The following is a 16,152-nucleotide window of genomic DNA, read 5'->3' on the forward strand; positions in this document are numbered from 1 at the left end:
TGGAAGCGTAAGCGGAATGGGCGCGCGAATCGATTACACGCAATTACAGTCCGGTGCAGGTGATGGCCGACGCGGTCTGCGTCGGCCCGGCCGGGAGCGCACGTGCCTTTGCCGTGTAATTTCGTTTCAAAGCTAAATTCGCATGATCGTACGGAGCGTCGAAGTCGTGGCCAAGCAGCAAGAGGAGTCCGTTCTGACGATTACCAGCCCGATCTGTGGACATACGAACTGCCGGGGCTCGCCGAACGTCGCAAGGGCATCGAGCCGAACCTCGAATTCGCGCTCGACCGTTTCGGCCGCGAGCAGGGCGAGCAGGTGCGCTTCAACGTCGAGGCGAAGCGGCGCTATCTCGCGTTCGCCGCCGCCGCGGGTCCGGCACGCGGCCGGCGGGACGAGTCACGCTGCCGCCGCTGCCTCCCGGAACGGCGCGACGAATGCCCAATCCGGCTGCGCCGCCGCCACATCCGCCAACCCGCGCGCGAACGCCTGCACCGGCAGCCACGGATAGCCGAATGCCGTGTGCAGCGCATCGAGTTTCACCGACTGCGGGTCGTCGATCGTATCCATCCGCGCGATATGAATGTGCAGCGCGGCAACCCGCGCAACGCCTTCGCCATCGCACGCGAACTGCCAGCGATACGTGCCGTGCCCGATCCGCAACGCGCCGTTGTCCTTCTGCCGCATCACGACGAGCCACGGCATTCCGCTGACGCCGTGTTCGTCGACGGCCGGTTCCATGCAGACGTAATAGGTCCGGCACCGCTCGAACCGCTCGCCGAATTCCTCGACCAGCGTGCGCGCAATGGCCGCCGCGCCCGTCACGCGCGGCGGAAAATCGATGTCGTCGTTCGCGAGCGAAAAGCTCAGCTCGGCATCGGCCGCGAAGCAGTCGGCGATCAGTGCGGGCCGGTTCAGGTCCTTCGCGCGCAGATAGCATTCGAGCAGTGCGCGAACCTGCGCGGGATGAAGCGGGAAGGGCATGGTCGAGTCTCCGGTATCGGGTTATCGGGCAGCACGCTCCGGCATGCGTATGCGGTGGCCGCGCTGCCGGTTGCGGGCTGACGTATTCGAACGCGCACTCACGCGCGGCAGATCGCGATGATCTCCGCGCTGGTTGCGTCGTCGAACGGTGCGTGTTGCCAGTCGCCGCACCAGTCGGCCGATGCGAATCCGGCCGCGGCTACGCGCGCCTGCAATTCGGGTTGCGCGATGAAGCGCAGCCGGCTCGTGTTCTTCAGCAACATGTCGTCGCGGCGGAAACGGTAGTACGTGTCGAACGTCACGATCGCGCCGTCTACCGCGCGCACCGCGTGATGGAGATCGACGACGCCGGATTCGCGCGATTCGACGCTGCATGCCGAATGCTCCGGTGTCCATGCGCGCCACGGCGCGACGCGCGGGTTGCGGGTGTCGAACAGGAAGCGGCCGCCGTCGGCGAGCACGCGTCGCACGCCGCGCAACGTCGTGTCGATTTCGTCGTCGGTCAGCAGGCACTGGAATGCGTGCCCGGTCATCACGACGACATCGAACGGCGCGCCGGGCGGCAGGCTGCCGAGTTCGCACGCGATCCAGCGTACCGCGTCGGCGTCCGGCTGGCGTCGTGCGTAATCGATCATCGCCGGCGCGGGATCGATCGCGACGACGTCGTGCCCGGCCGCCGCGAGCCGGCGCGCGAACGTGCCGGTGCCGCAGCCGAGATCGAGAATGCGTTGGCGCGCGGCGCCGATAACGGATGCGTAGAACGCAAAATCGCGATCGCCCGCGTTGAACAGGTCGTAGACCGCGACGAGGCGCGGCTCGGTGTAGAGGGCTTCGCCGGCGGGCGCCGCGCGGGACGTCATGCGGCCGCGTGCATCAGCGCTGCTGCACGGCCACGCGCAGCCCGAGCGCGATGAAGATCGAGCCGATGATCTTCCCCTGCCAGCGCGTAAGCCATGTGAGCCGCTTCACGATGCGGCCGAGCGGGCGGATCGAGCATGCGATCAGCGACGTATAGAGCGAGCTGAGCACGACGAAGATCAGCCCGAGCACCGCGAACTGCACGAACGTCGAACCGCGTTCCGGATGCACGAACTGCGGCATGAACGCGAGGAAGAACAGCGCGGTCTTTGGATTCAGCACTTCCGCGGGAATCGCCTGCAGGTACGCGTTGAGCGGCGTGACGGGCGGTACCGTCGGCAGCGACGGGTCGGACGGTTTGTCGAGCAGCGCGCGCACGCCGAGATAGATCAGGTACGCGGCGCCGACCAGCTTCACGACGTTGAATGCGAGCGCCGACGTCATCAGCAGCGCGGACAGCCCGACCGCCGCGAACAGCGTATGCACGAAGTCGCCGCTCGCGACGCCGAGGCCGGTCAGGATGCCGGTCTTGCGGCCGCCCTGCACGGTGCGGCTCAGCACGAGCAGCACGGCGGGGCCGGGGATCAGGAACAGGCCCAGAACGACGGCCGTGAAGGTGGTCAGCGTGGTCAGGTCGAACATGGCGGCTCCGGCAGGTTGGCGCAGCGGCGGGGGATCGGCGCATTGTATTCGGTTCGGCGCGCGGCCGCAGACGCAGCCCGCGAACCGCCCTGCTGCGCCGCTGCCATTCTGGTTTAAGCACGAAAGGGCGCGCGGGCACGGCATGCGCTTCCTCCGCCGCCTACCGTTTCATGCGCAAGCTTCCATCGACCACCGATCCCGCAGCGGACGCTGATGTCTACCATGTGCCGCGTGCGCTCGTCGTGTTCATCGTGTTCATCGACTGGATCGCCGAGCGGTTTGCGCAGTACCGGAAGGGCGTGGTCGTCGCGGGGGCCATGCGCTCGTGCTCGCGGCCGGGAATCGCGAGTCGCGTTCCAGGATGAAGTCCGGTGCATCGAGATGTAAATATTCTGGCGATTATTTGCGATGTTTCGCCAGAATATTTTCCTTTTGATGTCCACCCAGGCGAGGCAAACCCGTGTGCATCCGGAGCGATGCGTGAGCAGGTGCAGAGCGTTCGGCCGTCGAGCGCTGTCGGTGCCGGACGCTTGTAGCGACGGTGGTTTGCGCGATCCGTACGGTTTTCCCTACACCGCCCTCAGCCGCCCCAGCTCGTCCGCCAGAAAATCGACGAACGCGCGAATCCGCGCGGACATCTGGTGACGTTGCGCGTACACCGCATAGATGTCGGCGCCCGGCGTTTCGTGGTCGGGCAGCACGACCACGAGGCGGCCGTCGGCCAGATAGTCGCGGAGGTCCCATTCCGCGCGCATCAGAATCCCGTGCCCGTCGAGCGCCCACTTCACGGCGATCTCGCCGTCGTTCGTCGTCAGGTTGCCGTCGATCCGCACGACTTCCGTGTTGCGCGCCGCGCCGCGCCCGCTGGTCAGGCGCCAGATTCCGTAACCTTCGTCGCCTTGCCGGATGCCGATGCAGTTGTGCCGCGTCAGGTCGTGCGGCGTGCCGGGCGTCCCGTGCCGCGCGAGATACGCGGGCGCCGCGCACAGCAGCCGGCGGTTCGGCGCGAGCCGCCGCGCGACGACGCGCGTGTCGGGCGGCTCGCCGAAGCGGATGCACACGTCGAACGCGTCGTCGGTGAGCGGCGGCGGCATCACCGACAACTGCAACTGCACCGACACCTCCGGATAGCGCGCGACGAAGCGCGAGATCGCGGGGCCGACGTGGCTGCGCCCGAAACCGAGCGTCGCGTTCACGCGCAGCAGCCCCTTCGGGCGCTGCTTCGCGCTGCCGAGCAGCTCGCCGAGTTCGTCCATCTGGTCGAGGATCCGGCGCGCGTAGTCGAGATACACGTCGCCTTCGGGCGTCAGCATCATCCGCCGCGTCGTTCGGTTGACGAGCGTCACGCCCGCGCGCCGCTCCATCTGCGTGAGCCGCTTGCTGACGGCCGCCGCGGTCAGCCCGAGTTCGCGCGCGGCCGCGCTCAGGCTGCCCGACGCGGCCAGCGTCGAGAAGAAGCCGAGATCGGCCGGCTGGACAGTATCCGCCATGACGGGATTCATGAATCGAAGTTAAAGATGCTTTGATTCTAGCGCCAGTTCCTGCACTCCTGGTTCGGTAAAGTGCGTTCACGCTCACGATCAATCGAGGATGTCCGCATGAAGACCTACCGTATCGCAACGATTCCCGGCGACGGCATCGGCAAGGAAGTGGTGCCGGCCGGCAAGCAGGTGCTGGAAGCGCTGGCCCGCGGCAGCGATCGTTTCGCGTTCGAGTTCGAGGATTTCGACTGGGGCGCCGATTACTACCGCCTGCATGGCGCGATGATGCCGGCCGACGGCCTCGACGCGCTGCGCGGCAAGGACGCGATCCTGTTCGGCTCGGCGGGCGACCCCGACGTGCCCGATCACGTCACGCTGTGGGGGCTGCGCCTGAAGATCTGCCAGGGCTTCGACCAGTACGCGAACGTGCGCCCGACGCGCATCCTGCCCGGCATCGACGCGCCGCTGAAGCGCTGCGGGCCGGACGACCTGAACTGGGTCATCGTCCGCGAGAACTCCGAAGGCGAATACGCGGGCGTCGGTGGCCGCGTGCACCAGGGCCATCCGATCGAGGTTGCCACCGACGTGTCGATCCTCACGCGTGCCGGCGTCGAACGCATCATGCGCTTCGCGTTCCGGCTCGCGCAGTCGCGCCCGCGCAAGATGCTGACCGTGATCACGAAGAGCAACGCGCAGCGGCACGCGATGGTGATGTGGGACGAGATCGCGAAGCAGGTCGCGCAGGAATTCCCCGACGTCACATGGGACAAGGAGCTCGTCGACGCGGCGACCGCGCGCATGGTCAACCGGCCGGCGTCGCTCGACACGATCGTCGCGACCAACCTGCACGCGGACATCCTCAGCGATCTCGCCGCCGCGCTCGCCGGCAGCCTCGGCATCGCGCCGACCGGCAACATCGATCCCGAGCGCCGCTATCCGTCGATGTTCGAGCCGATCCACGGCTCCGCGTTCGACATCATGGGCCAGGGGCTCGCGAATCCGGTCGGCACGTTCTGGTCGGTCGTGATGCTGCTCGAGCATCTCGGCGAGACAGAAGCCGCGGCGCGCGTGATGCAGGCGATCGAGGCCGTGACGGCCGACCCGTCGCTGCATACGCGCGACCTCGGCGGCAGAGCGACGACCGCGCAGGTGACGGCGGCTGTGTGCGAGCGCGTCGCGAACGCAGCGGTCGCGGCCTGACGATCGACGCGGCGCTGCGCATGCGCGCCGCGATGTAGCGGCGGCGCGAGTGCGGAACCGGCAGCCGGCCGCTGCCCGTTCGTCGTCCTACCGGTTTTTTATGCCCGCGACTCGCGCATCCGACGCGAGCCGGGCGCCGGCCCGCGCGCTTCGTCGCGGCGCCGGCGAGTATTCACAGACAGAGCACGGCTCGACCTCGAAGGAGGAGACACATGCAAACGGATCTGGAAACCCGCGTCGCGCGGAAACTGATGTGGCGCATCATTCCGTTCGTGATGCTGCTTTATTTCGTCAGCTTTCTCGATCGCGTCAACGTCGGCTTTGCCGCGATGACGATGAACAAGGCGATCGGCCTGTCGCCGACCGCGTTCGGGTTCGGCGGCGGCCTGTTCTTCATCGGCTACTTCCTGTTCGAGGTGCCGTCCAATCTGATCCTCCATCGCGTCGGCGCACGCATCTGGATCGCGCGCGTGATGATCACGTGGGGCCTCGTGTCGGCCGTGTCCGCGTTCGCGGCCGGGCCGACCAGCTTCTATGTGCTGCGCTTCCTGCTTGGCGTGGCCGAAGCCGGGTTCTTCCCCGGCATCATCCTGTATCTCAGCCTGTGGTTCCCCGCGAAGCAGCGCGCGGTGGCGGCCGCGTGGTTCATGGCGGCCGCGCCGATCTCGACCGCGATCGGTTCGCCGTTGTCGGGCGCGATCATGCAGATGCCGCCGATGTTCGGGCTCGCCGACTGGCAGATGCTGTACATCGTCGAAGCGCTGCCGGCGGTCGCGCTCGGCTTCGTCGTGCTGAAGTGCCTGACCGATTCGCCGTCGAAGGCCGCGTGGCTGCGGCCGGACGAGCGCGACTGGCTGATCGCGAAGCTGAAGGCCGAAGCCGAGGTGCGCCACACGCATGCCGGTCATACGGCCGGCGCGTGGCAGGCGCTGCGCGATCCGCGCGTGCTGGCGCTCGCGCTGATCTACTTCGGCACGTCGGCGGGGCTGTATACGCTCGGGCTGTGGGCGCCGCTGATGGTCAAGCAGTTCGGCTTCACCGCGCTGCAGACGGGCCTGCTGACCGGCATCCCCAGCATCGCCGCGGTCGTCGCGATGATCGTCTGGGCGCGGCATTCGGATCGCACCGGCGAGCGCACGTGGCACGTGGTGATTCCGTGCGTGCTCGCGTGCATCGGCTTCGTGTTCGCGGGGCAGGCGAGCACCGCGTTGCTGACCGTGCTCGCGCTGGTCGTCGTCAACATCGGGATCAGCGCCGCGAAGGCGCCGCTGTGGGCGATGCCGAGCGCGTTCCTGTCGGGCGCCGGCGCGGCCGCGGGGATCGCGATGATCAATTCGATCGGCAATCTCGGCGGGTTCGTCGGGCCGTTCGCGATCGGCTGGCTCAAGCACGTGACGGGTGGGTATGCGGCGGGGCTTTATGTGGTGGCGGGCACGCTGGCGGTGTCAGCGGTCGTTACGCTGATGTTGAGCCGGAAGGGGGCGCGGGAGGCGGTCGTGCCGGGGGCGCGGCCGCATCATTGAAGGCGGCGCGCGCCCGCGATCATGCATCCGGACGCGCACGCTGCGCGGTCACGACGGTGAGCGCGAGCGGATTCACCGGCCGGGGTATTGCTTACGCAGGGAGCCAGAACCACAAGCCCGGAATGCAGAGCAGAAGGTGCAGCGGGAGCGCGACGCGGAATGATGCTCGTGGGGGTTGGTCCGGTTTCGGCGCGTCGGCCGCGAGACAAACGATGCCGACGGCAAGCGCCAGGACGGAGATGGTGGCCATGCTCCGCAGGCCGAAGCCGAGAACGCCGACACCCGCATAGGGATCGGCCATCGAGCTGGCGTAGCCGTAGCACATCACCATCGCGATGATTTCAATGACCGCGATCCACGCGAGGATAGAGCCGCATCGCGTCGTCATGTTGTCTCCGGTGTCGTTCCCGGTTGGCGAAAAGTCTCGAGGATACACGGGGCTGCGGTGAGGTTCTTCGCGACGATGCGCGGCCGAAGCGGCCGCGTCAATGTGCGGGAAGCGCCGCGCGGCGAGTGATCTCCGCTGCGCATGCGTCGGCCGACGCCTTCGACGTATCGATCACGCAATCGCTGAACGCGCGCGCCGCATACCCTTCCCGATACATCTCGGCGATACGTTGCCGCTCCCAATCCGTCAGCGCGCGCGTGCCGCGATTCGAAGCCGCGACCGCTTCGGGCGGCGCGAGCGTCACGACGAACAGGCGCGCAGCGCGTGCGGCGCAGGCGGCGCGCAGCCGTTCGAATTCCACGTCGCCGATCGGATAGGCGATCACCAGATGGCGTTCGCGCGCCTGCGTGATTTGCGTGACGAGACGCTCCAGCGCGATCGCCCACTGCACGTCGAACGGTGCGTCTTCGGGCGCATCGTGATCGTCGCCGTCGATGAAGCGCGCGTCGGGCAGCGCGCGTGCGAGTGCGAGTCCGATCGTCGTCTTGCCGCTGTTGATCGGGCCGTTCAGGTGGATGACGGTGAGAGGGCTCATGAGGACGGACAGGAATCGGACGACTCGCAGCTTGCCATGACTGGCGCGGCGGTGCAGTGCCGTTTGCGCGTGGCGCGGGTTGGTGCGGGTGGTGCGATTGCGGAGGGAAAGCGAAACGGCGGGGAGAGGCGGGAGGAACAGCAGGCTGCGTGCGCGATGATTTGCACACGCAGCCTGCCCGGCCGTGCCGCATTCAGCGATGCGGCACGGCGTCGAGCGAGGCGACTTACTTGTCGTCGCCCTTGATCTGCGGCAACGCCGACGCCTCGCCCGGCGTCAGCAGCCCGACTTGCGCATACACGCGCAGCTTGTCGCGCGTATCGGTGATGTCGAGGTTGCGCATCGTCAGCTGGCCGATCCGGTCGCGCGGCGAGAACGTCGATGCCACCTTCTCCATCGACAGGCGTTCCGGCTGGTACGTGAGGTTCGGCGACTTCGTGCTCAGGATCGAGTAGTCGTTGCCGCGGCGCAGTTCGATCTTCACTTCGCCGGTGATCGCGCGCGCGACCCAGCGCTGGGCCGTTTCGCGCAGCATGATCGCCTGCGGGTCGAACCAGCGGCCCTGGTACAGCAGGCGGCCGAGACGGCGGCCGTTCTCGCGGTACTGCTCGATCGTGTCTTCGTTGTGGATGCCGGTGACGAGACGCTCGTACGCGATGTACAGCAGCGCGAGGCCCGGGGCTTCATAGATGCCGCGGCTCTTCGCCTCGATGATCCGGTTCTCGATCTGGTCGCTCATGCCGAGGCCGTGGCGGCCGCCGATGCGGTTGGCTTCCAGCAGCAGCTCGACCTGATCCTTGAACTCGACGCCGTTCAGCGCGACCGGCTGGCCGGCTTCGAAGCGCACCGTCACTTCTTCCGCGGCGATCTTCACGTCGTCGCGCCAGAACGCGACGCCCATGATCGGGTTCACGATCTTGATGCCGCTTTCGAGGCTTTCGAGATCCTTCGCCTCGTGCGTCGCGCCGAGCAGGTTCGAATCGGTCGAATACGCCTTTTCGGCCGACATCTTGTACGCGAAGCCCGCCTGGTTCATGAATTCGGACATTTCGGCGCGGCCGCCGAGCTCGTCGATGAACGTCTGGTCGAGCCACGGCTTGTAGATCTTCAGGTCCGGGTTCACGAGCAGGCCGTAGCGGTAGAAGCGCTCGATGTCGTTGCCCTTGTACGTGCTGCCGTCGCCCCAGATGTTGACGCCGTCTTCCTTCATCGCGGCGACGAGCATCGTGCCCGTCACGGCGCGGCCGATCGGCGTCGTGTTGAAGTACGTGACGCCGGCCGTCGTGATGTGGAATGCGCCGCTTTGCAGCGCCGCGATGCCTTCGGCGACGAGCTGCGCGCGGCAGTCGATCAGGCGGGCGCCGGCTGCGCCGTATTCGATCGCACGCTTCGGGATCGCGTCGTAATCGTCTTCGTCGGGCTGGCCGAGGTTCGCCGTGTATGCGTACGGGACGGCGCCCTTCAGTTTCATCCAGTGCAGCGCGGCGCTGGTGTCCAGGCCGCCGGAGAAGGCGATACCGACCTTCTGGCCGGTCGGGAGGCTTTCGAGAATCGTGCTCATAGGAATTACCGTGGATTGGGTCCGGTGGGATCGTATTTCGCGGAATATGCGAGTATCGGCTGTCCGGGAAGTTGGGGCAAGGGCTGATTTTCGCGCGGATACGTCGTCCGGCCTGTCGCGGCGGGCCCGGCGGCCGGTTAACCAGGCGGAGAACGCCGCGCGAACGGGCGCTGAATGGCGGCCCAAACGGGCTTGGACGAGCGCCGTCGCGGGCCGTGCTTCCGGGGCCGGATCGGCCGAACGGCGGGGCTGCCGCCGTCAGGATAGCGGTCCGCCAACTCGAAAGGCATATGAAAGGCGGGCGTGTGAAGCCCGGAATCCCGCGAACCTCAGATATTCCACGACTGCGCGGTGTCGAGCAGCTTCTCGCGCAACTGATCGACTTCGCCGGCCAGCTTGGCCGTGATCGACACGTAGCCCGACAGCTGCGGCGGCGGCGCGTCGTGCGGCGGGTCGGCCGGTCGGCGGCGCGGCGCGAGCCGGCTCGGCTTGCCGAACTTGAGCGCGCGGCTCGCGCCGACCAGCGTGTCGCGGATGCGCCGGTTCACGGCCTTCATCCCGACGCGCATGTATTCGCGGGCCGCCACGTCGTCGCGGGCCGGCACCGCGCTCGACAGGATCTCCAGATAGCCGATGCAGAGGCGCAGGCTGCGCTGGATCGCCTCGAGCTGCGCCATCGACGTTTCGCATTCCTTCGACACCGACGGCATCAGCGAACGCAACTGCACGAGCAGCGCGCTCAGCGCGGCCATTTCCTTCAGGTGCGCGTCGTCGCCGACCTGGCGGTCGCCGGCGACCCGCGCATGCACGGCCGCGCACGCGCGCAGCGCGTCGGCGAGCTTGTAGCGCCACGAATAGGTCGCATAGAGCGGCAGCGCGAACGAGAACGCCAGCGCGATCGCGATGCCGATCAGCACGTTCACCGCGCGCCACAAGCCGTCGACGATCTCGTTGTCGCCGTGCCCGGCGACGATCACCATCGTGATCGCCGACAGCAGCGCGATATAGCCGGCCTTGCCGATCGCGTGATACGCGCAGATGCCGCAGGCAACCGCCATCAGCAGGTAGATCGCGATCGGTGCGTGCGCGGCGGAATACAGCAGGATCAGCCCGAGCCCCGCGAGCGCGCCGATCGACGTGCCGAGCGCGCGCTCGGCCGCCTTCTTGCGGATGTTGCCGTGATGCTGCAGCCCGCCGACGACGATCAGCACGGTGATCGTGGACCACTCGCCGTGCGGCACGCGCAGGCCGGTGGACAGGCCGATCGACACGAGAATCGCGAGCGCGACGCGCGCGGCATGAATCAGCTTCGCGTGCCGATAGCGACGGTACGGATCGAGTAGCGGGCGGAGCGCGTGGCGCAAGAGGGAGGGGAGCCGGGTAGGGAGCGGGGCGGTCATGACGGAGCTGGAGTGGCCGGAACGCGCACGGCGGCTTGCGCGGGGCGGCGCCGCGCCGCATGCGCAGCAGCCGTAACGCTAGCCGAACGCGCGCGGGCTGTCCACGGCGCTGCTGTCCGGCGCGGCCGGCAGCCACATCGTGTCACGACGACACGTCACGCCGTGTCACGCCATGCGTCGGCCGAGCTCGGCTGCGCGTCCGACACGCGGTTGCGCCCGCCGGACTTCGCGCGGTACAGCGCCTCGTCGGCGCGCCGCAGCAGCGTCGCGGCGGTCATGCGACCGTCGGCGGCGGTCGCCGTGCCGATGCTCGCCGTGACGCGCCCGTACGGGCTTTTCACGTGCTCGATGCCGAGCTCCGCGATTGCTTGCCGGATGCCTTCGGCAACGGTCGCCGCGCCTTGCGCGTCGGTGTCGGGCAGCGTGACGACGAACTCCTCGCCGCCGTAGCGCGCGACGTGGTCGCCTTCGCGGCGCAGGCAGCGCGACGCGGATTGCGCGACGCGGCGCAGCACGTCGTCGCCGGCCGGGTGGCCGTAGTAGTCGTTGAACGCCTTGAAGTGATCGACGTCGACGAACAGCACCGACAGCGGGCGGCCGCTGCGCGCCGCACGCTGCGCCTCCTTCGCGAGCACCGTGTCGAACGTGCCGCGGTTGTCGAGGCCCGTCAGCGAATCGGTGTGCGCGAGGCGGTACAGCTTCGATTCGGCGATCTGCCGGCGCCGCAGTTCGCGCGACAGCGCCAGCGAGCCCCACGCGATGAACCCGGTGAACATGCACATCAGTACGACGGTCCAGATCGCGCGGTGGTGCCACGACGCGTAGACGTCGATCTCGGCCGGCGCGACGTCGACGATCAGCGGCAGGCCGGGGAGATGCTTGTAAACATAGATGCGCCGCACGCCGTCGATGCTGCCGATGCCCGACAGCACGCCTTCGCGGCTGCGCAGCGCCGCGATGAACAGCGGCGAAGTGCGCAGGTCGAGGCCGACCACGCGCGCGTCGTAAGGCAGGCGGCTCACGAGCATGCCGTTGAGCTCGGCGATTGCCGCGCTGCCGTGCTTGCCGACCGCGAGGCCGTCGAGCAGCGCGCGGAAGTAGTCGATGCTGAGCGTGCCGACGACGACGCCGCCGAACGTGCCGTCGGACAGCGTGATTCGGCGGCTGAGCGCGATCGTCAGCGCGCCGCCGCGCAGCCGGGACGCGTAGGGGCGGCTGATGTAGAGGCCCTGCGCGAGATCGTTGCGATGCACGGTGAAATAATCGCGGTCCGCAAAGTTGCCTTGCCGCGCGGGCGTCGCGCTCGAATCGATCACGATATTGCCGTGCGCATCCATCACGAAAAGCGAACCGAGATACGCGCCGGTGGCGGCGCGGTCGAACAGCAGCCGGTGGCGCTGGCGCGGCGGCAATGTCATCAGTTCCGGATCGACTACACCGTCGACGACGTTTTGCAGCGACAAATCGTAGAGTTCGATATTGCGTGCGATATCGCGTTCGATCAGCAGCATCAGGTTGCGCGCATTTTCGACCGCATGGTCATGCGCGTCGCGTCGCGCCTCGATTAAAAGCGACGTGGAAAGTCCCCAACTGAACATCAGCAGGACGATGCCCGCAACGAGCACGCCGCGGGGCGACAGAATGCGTGCCACGATCGACGCGGTATGGCGGCGCAGTGCGGCGGGCAGCGGGAATGACTTCATCCTCTGGACGGGGCAGGGCGGCGGATATTCGCGTAGTCGACGGTTCCGCGCGCTGATTATTTCGAATTAGCCCGCATTATCTCGCGAATTCCTGCAATTCGTGTGTACATGCAAAACATGCATGTGGAAATGGCGATTCGAAACGATTACGCATCATTACCGCATTGCGCGCGGGCAATTTGATTTGAATCAATTATCAGTTTCGGTCGTTTTGTCTGATTAATGATGTTCTGATCGGTCGATTTTTCGTATCGGCGCGGTATTTGGCGGATTGAGACAGGATTGCGCGCTTGCCGGGGCGGAATGAAAAGCCGAATAACCATGAATTATTTATGGTTTTTGCGCCGGCATGCGGCTGCGGCCGCGCCGGCGGAGCCAACTCGTTGATTCCGCGAAATCTCGCCGGCCGCCGCAGGCGTGTGCGCCTGAGTTCCCCCATGACGAATCGGGTAGAATCCGCGCTTCGCCGCAGGCGCCCGACGCGCAACGCGTATCGGGGCCGCATCGAATGCATCGCAGGACGCGCACCGCGCTCCGATTCCGCATGCGCCGGCTACGGATGCCGGCCCGCTCAACGTTCGTCTCGTTTATGTCCGCAATTCCGAATTCCGACCAACCCGGTTCGTCCGCGAACCCACCCAAGCTTCATCGCGCGCTGAAGGCGCGCCACCTGACGATGATCGCCATCGGCGGCTCGATCGGCACGGGCCTGTTCGTCGCGTCCGGCGCGTCGATCTCGCAGGCCGGCCCCGGCGGCGCGATGGTCGCGTACATGCTGATCGGCCTGATGGTCTACTTCCTGATGACGAGCCTCGGCGAGATGGCCGCGTTCATGCCCGTGTCGGGTTCGTTCGCGACCTACGGCGCGAAATACGTGGACGAAGGCTTCGGCTTCGCGCTCGGCTGGAACTACTGGTACAACTGGGCCGTGACGATCGCGGTGGAGCTCGTCGCCGCGCAGCTCGTGATGCACTACTGGTTTCCGGACGTGCCGGGCGTGTGGTGGAGCGCGGCCTTCCTCGGCGTGATGTTCCTGCTCAACGCGCTCACCGTGCGCGGCTTTGGCGAAGCCGAATACTGGTTCGCGCTGATCAAGGTCGTCACCGTGGTTGCGTTCATCGGCGTCGGCCTGCTGATGATCTTCGGCATTCTGAAGGGTGCGCCGAGCAACGGCTGGGGCAACCTGACGATCGGCGACGCGCCGTTCGCGGGCGGCCTGCCGGCGTTGATGGGCGTCGCGATGATCGCGGGCTTCTCGTTCCAGGGCACCGAGCTGATCGGCGTCGCGGCCGGCGAATCGGAAAACCCGCGCACGACGATCCCGCGCGCGGTAAAGCAGATCTTTTGGCGGATTCTGCTGTTCTACGTGTTCGCGATCTTCGTGATCGGCGTGCTGATTCCTTACACCGACCCGAACCTGCTGAAGACGGACGTGACCGACATCGGCGTGAGCCCGTTTACGCTCGTATTCCGCCACGCGGGCCTTGCGTTCGCGGCCGGCGTGATGAACGCGGTGATCCTGACGGCCGTGCTGTCGGCCGGCAACTCGGGCATGTACGCGTCGACGCGGATGCTCTACAACCTCGCGGTCGAAGGTCGCGCGCCGAAGGTGTTCGCGAAGCTGTCGCCGGGCGGCGTGCCGCGCAATGCGCTGTATGCGACGACGGCCGTCGGCGCGCTGTGTTTCTTCACGTCGCTGTACGGCGACAAGACCGTGTACCTGTGGCTGCTGAACACGTCGGGGATGACCGGCTTCATCGCGTGGCTCGGCATCGCGGTCAGTCACTACCGGTTCCGCAAGGGCTACGTGAAGCAGGGTTATTCGCTCGACCAGCTGCCGTACCGGTCGAAGTGGTTCCCGTTCGGCCCGCTGTTCGCGTTCGTGCTGTGCCTCGTGATCGCGCTCGGGCAGGATTACCAGGCGTTCCTCGCGAACCGGATCGACTGGGCCGGCGTCACCGCGACCTATGTCGGCATTCCGCTGTTCCTCGTCGTGTGGCTCGGCTTCCGGTTCCTGAACAAGAGCCGTTTCGTGCGCTACGAGGACATGGAGATCGCGCCGTGGGTCGCCGCGAGCCGCGGCGCGCAGCGGCAGTTGGTGGTGAACCGCGAAACCGCGGGCTGACGCGCGTGCGGCAGGCGGCCGCGCGACGTGCGATGAAACGGGAAGCCTCGCGCTTCCCGTTTTTTTTGCCCGGCTTTTGCCTGCACGGGGTCAAAGCCGGTTATATTGCCCGACCCTACCGGGCCACGGCCCGGCCGGCGCGACAGGCGCAGCGCGGATCGGCATCCGGCGCGCGCGGCGCGCGGCGGCCGGCGGCGCCCGGCGTTTTCATCGTTCCATCCGGGCCGGCATGGCCCGCGGAGCGCGCAACCCAGAGGAATCCATGAGCGCATCACCCGCCGAGCGGAAGGCCGGACCCGTTTCCATCGTGCGAATCGAAGCCGCGATCAATGCGTGGCGCGAAGTGTACCCGCCGGCACCGGACGGCGAGGACGGCTACGCGCTCGACGCCGGCAGCAATTGCCTCGCCGAGCTGTACGGCACGATGATCTGCTATCGGCTGCCGGATGTGCCGCTCGACTCGCTGAGCAACGAGCAGCGCGACGCGCTGTACGCGACCGAGGTGTGACAAGCGGTCGTGACGCTGCCGGGACACGGCGGTGTCGATCGGAAACGGGAAGCTCGAGGGCTTCCCGTTTTGCTTTGGGCGGCGCGTGGCTGTGTGCGTGGAGGTTTGCGCCGCCTGCGGTATCGTGATGACATCGTCCGGCCGTGGTTTGACGTCGGATCGCTGTCCGGGAGGCATCGAAAATGGAGTTGAGACACCTCCGCTACTTCGTCGCGGTTGCCGAGGAGCGGAATTTCACGCGTGCGGCCGAACGGCTGCATATCGCGCAGCCGCCGCTGAGCCGGCAGATCCAGCAGCTCGAGGAGGCGCTCGGCGTGCCGCTGTTCGAGCGCAACGCACGACCGCTGAAACTGACCGACGCCGGGCGCTTCTTCTATTCGCACGCGGTGCAGTTGCTCGCGCAGACCACCGAGCTCGAATCGATGACGAAGCGGGTCGGCAAGATCGAGCGCAGCATGTCGGTCGGCTTCGTCGGCTCGACGCTGTACGGGATGCTGCCGAAGATCATCCGGCGCTTTCGCAGCGAATATCCGGCCGTCGAGCTGAGCCTGCACGAGATGTCGACGATGGACCAGATCAAGGCGTTGAAGGAAGGGCGCATCGACGTCGGGTTCGGGCGCATCCGCCATGAAGATCCGAGCGTGCGGCGCGTCGTGCTGCGCGAGGAGCGGATGATCGTCGCGCTGCCGGTCGGCCATCCGCTCGACGGCGCGAAGCCCGTGCTGTCGCTGCACGATCTCGTGAACGACACGCTGATCATCTTCCCGAAGGCGCCGCGCCCGAGCTATGCGGACCAGGTGCTCGCGGCCTTTCACGATCGCGCGTTGCAGCCGCGGCGGATCTACGAAACGCGCGAACTGCAGATCGCGCTCGGCCTCGTCGCGATGGGCGAGGGCGTGTCGGTCGTGCCGCACAGCGTGTACGGGCTGAAGCGCGACGACATCAGCTACAAGCCGCTCGACGATCCGAACCTCGTGTCGCCGATCATCATGAGCATGCGGATGCTCGACGAATCGGAGGACATCCGCGCGATGCAGGCGCTGATCTACCGGCTGTACGACGAAGCGCAGATGGAGTATCTGCCGCCGCAGCCCGAATGAGCGCGCGAGCGGTGGGGGCTTGCTTGACGCTGCGCGCGCCGCCGGGACAACATGCGGCATCCACTGGGGCCGCCGACCTGCGGCCGC

Annotated in this window: 15 protein-coding genes and 1 pseudogene; 7 read left to right on the forward strand and 9 right to left on the reverse strand. The window is 67.1% G+C overall.

All coding sequences use genetic code 11. The annotated features are described in order from the left end of the window. Positions 1–183: 183 nt before the first annotated feature. A pseudogene (locus tag OEJ37_RS35150) lies at positions 184–366 on the forward strand (hypothetical protein); the annotation flags it as partial. A gap of 30 nt (positions 367–396) precedes the next feature. Here the strand turns inward: OEJ37_RS35150 and OEJ37_RS21350 are convergent. The 3 genes from OEJ37_RS21350 to OEJ37_RS21360 all read right to left on the reverse strand — a co-directional run bounded on the left by OEJ37_RS21350 (position 397) and on the right by OEJ37_RS21360 (position 2,481). After that, entirely contained in the window at positions 397–981 is a 585-nt protein-coding gene (locus tag OEJ37_RS21350; RefSeq protein ID WP_263345421.1) for a nuclear transport factor 2 family protein, read from the reverse strand. 98 nt (positions 982–1,079) lie between these two features. Continuing rightward, positions 1,080–1,841 carry a class I SAM-dependent methyltransferase gene (locus OEJ37_RS21355; RefSeq protein ID WP_263345422.1) on the reverse strand — a complete coding sequence of 254 codons (762 nt, stop codon included), beginning with the start codon at positions 1,839–1,841 and terminating at the stop codon, positions 1,080–1,082. A 13-nt stretch (positions 1,842–1,854) separates the two neighbouring features. Then, complete coding sequence (locus OEJ37_RS21360; RefSeq protein ID WP_174422135.1) at positions 1,855–2,481, reverse strand: LysE family translocator; 627 nt, start codon at positions 2,479–2,481, stop codon at positions 1,855–1,857. 170 nt (positions 2,482–2,651) lie between these two features. On the opposite strand from OEJ37_RS21360, the gene OEJ37_RS21365 reads away from it, so the two are divergent. Then, complete coding sequence (locus OEJ37_RS21365) at positions 2,652–2,846, forward strand: hypothetical protein (RefSeq protein ID WP_263345424.1); 195 nt, start codon at positions 2,652–2,654, stop codon at positions 2,844–2,846. 204 nt (positions 2,847–3,050) lie between these two features. Here the strand turns inward: OEJ37_RS21365 and OEJ37_RS21370 are convergent, their stop codons facing one another. Continuing rightward, positions 3,051–3,971 (reverse strand): LysR substrate-binding domain-containing protein, encoded by a 921-nt coding sequence (locus OEJ37_RS21370; RefSeq protein ID WP_175943442.1) that lies wholly within the window; start codon positions 3,969–3,971, stop codon positions 3,051–3,053. 108 nt (positions 3,972–4,079) lie between these two features. On the opposite strand from OEJ37_RS21370, the gene OEJ37_RS21375 reads away from it, so the two are divergent. Continuing rightward, positions 4,080–5,162, forward strand: a complete 1,083-nt coding sequence (locus OEJ37_RS21375) for a tartrate dehydrogenase (protein ID WP_263345425.1) — start codon at positions 4,080–4,082, stop codon at positions 5,160–5,162. A gap of 212 nt (positions 5,163–5,374) precedes the next feature. After that, positions 5,375–6,685 carry an MFS transporter gene (locus OEJ37_RS21380; protein ID WP_263345427.1) on the forward strand — a complete coding sequence of 437 codons (1,311 nt, stop codon included), beginning with the start codon at positions 5,375–5,377 and terminating at the stop codon, positions 6,683–6,685. Positions 6,686–6,776: 91 nt separating this feature from the next. Here the strand turns inward: OEJ37_RS21380 and OEJ37_RS21385 are convergent, their stop codons facing one another. From OEJ37_RS21385 to OEJ37_RS21405, 5 genes are all read right to left on the reverse strand, one after another. Then, positions 6,777–7,073 (reverse strand): hypothetical protein, encoded by a 297-nt coding sequence (locus tag OEJ37_RS21385; protein WP_263345429.1) that lies wholly within the window; start codon positions 7,071–7,073, stop codon positions 6,777–6,779. A 97-nt stretch (positions 7,074–7,170) separates the two neighbouring features. Continuing rightward, positions 7,171–7,668 carry a shikimate kinase gene (locus tag OEJ37_RS21390; RefSeq protein WP_263345431.1) on the reverse strand — a complete coding sequence of 166 codons (498 nt, stop codon included), beginning with the start codon at positions 7,666–7,668 and terminating at the stop codon, positions 7,171–7,173. Between the two features lie 226 nt (positions 7,669–7,894). After that, positions 7,895–9,229, reverse strand: coding sequence for an argininosuccinate synthase (gene argG, locus OEJ37_RS21395; protein WP_034185610.1), 1,335 nt, complete (start codon positions 9,227–9,229; stop codon positions 7,895–7,897). Between the two features lie 329 nt (positions 9,230–9,558). Beyond that, the gene (locus tag OEJ37_RS21400) at positions 9,559–10,629 is read right to left on the reverse strand and encodes an FUSC family protein (protein WP_175917564.1); all 1,071 of its coding nucleotides are present in this window, start codon (positions 10,627–10,629) and stop codon (positions 9,559–9,561) included. A gap of 155 nt (positions 10,630–10,784) precedes the next feature. Next, on the reverse strand, positions 10,785–12,332 hold the full coding sequence (locus OEJ37_RS21405) for a sensor domain-containing diguanylate cyclase (protein ID WP_263345436.1): 1,548 nt from the start codon (positions 12,330–12,332) through the stop codon (positions 10,785–10,787). 589 nt (positions 12,333–12,921) lie between these two features. Between OEJ37_RS21405 and OEJ37_RS21410 the strand changes: the two genes are divergently transcribed. From OEJ37_RS21410 to OEJ37_RS21420, 3 genes are all read left to right on the forward strand, one after another. After that, entirely contained in the window at positions 12,922–14,457 is a 1,536-nt protein-coding gene (locus OEJ37_RS21410) for an amino acid permease (protein ID WP_263345439.1), read from the forward strand. A gap of 262 nt (positions 14,458–14,719) precedes the next feature. Further along, the gene (locus OEJ37_RS21415) at positions 14,720–14,965 is read left to right on the forward strand and encodes a DUF3717 domain-containing protein (RefSeq protein ID WP_034182147.1); all 246 of its coding nucleotides are present in this window, start codon (positions 14,720–14,722) and stop codon (positions 14,963–14,965) included. A 182-nt stretch (positions 14,966–15,147) separates the two neighbouring features. Beyond that, entirely contained in the window at positions 15,148–16,065 is a 918-nt protein-coding gene (locus tag OEJ37_RS21420) for a LysR family transcriptional regulator (RefSeq protein WP_096474968.1), read from the forward strand. Positions 16,066–16,152: the final 87 nt, after the last annotated feature.

The organism is Burkholderia sp. BKH01 (assembly GCF_025685725.1).
In the GTDB taxonomy this organism is placed as follows: domain Bacteria; phylum Pseudomonadota; class Gammaproteobacteria; order Burkholderiales; family Burkholderiaceae; genus Burkholderia; species Burkholderia pyrrocinia_C.